Below are 587 nucleotides of genomic sequence, written 5' to 3' on the forward strand. Positions count from 1 at the left end.
TCCGCCACACCCGCATATTTTTTAAGAAAATGGTGAGCCATGAAGGATTCGAACCTTCGACCCTCTGATTAAAAGTCAGATGCTCTACCAACTGAGCTAATGGCTCTTAATGGCTGGGCTAGCTGGATTCGAACCAGCGCATGACGGAGTCAAAGTCCGTTGCCTTACCGCTTGGCTATAGCCCAATAATTAAGAAATGGTGGAGGGGGGCAGATTCGAACTGCCGAACCCCAACTACTGATTTACAAGTCAGTTGCTCTACCAATTGAGCTAAGTCGGCTAAATGGTGGAGGATGACGGGATCGAACCGCCGACCCCCTGCTTGTAAGGCAGGTGCTCTCCCAGCTGAGCTAATCCTCCGAATTGCCTGGCAACGTCCTACTCTCACAGGGACAAGGTCCCAACTACCATCGGCGCTAGAGAGCTTAACTTCCGTGTTCGGTATGGGAACGGGTGTGACCTCTCTGCCATCATTACCAGACTATATTCGATTGAGACAAAATTATTATAACTTGATTCACTTAGAAAGTCAATAAGTTTTTTATATTCTCTCAAAACTAGATAACATTGCTTCATATTATATGGTT

Annotated in this window: 3 tRNA genes and 1 rRNA gene; all 4 read right to left on the reverse strand. The window is 46.3% G+C overall.

Annotated features, from left to right (window positions below):
• Positions 1 to 30: 30 nt before the first annotated feature.
• Positions 31 to 106: transfer RNA gene (locus tag DN408_RS28815), tRNA-Lys, on the reverse strand.
• Between the two features lie 4 nt (positions 107 to 110).
• Positions 111 to 185: transfer RNA gene (locus DN408_RS28820), tRNA-Gln, on the reverse strand.
• A 99-nt stretch (positions 186 to 284) separates the two neighbouring features.
• Positions 285 to 360 (reverse strand) — tRNA-Val (locus DN408_RS28825).
• 5 nt (positions 361 to 365) lie between these two features.
• Positions 366 to 481: ribosomal RNA gene (rrf, locus tag DN408_RS28830) — 5S ribosomal RNA — on the reverse strand.
• Between the last annotated feature and the right edge of the window lie 106 nt (positions 482 to 587).

Origin of the sequence: Bacillus sp. AR13-1 (assembly GCF_008042285.1) — a bacterium.
Taxonomy (GTDB): Bacteria; Bacillota; Bacilli; order Bacillales; family Bacillaceae_G; genus Bacillus_A; species Bacillus_A mycoides.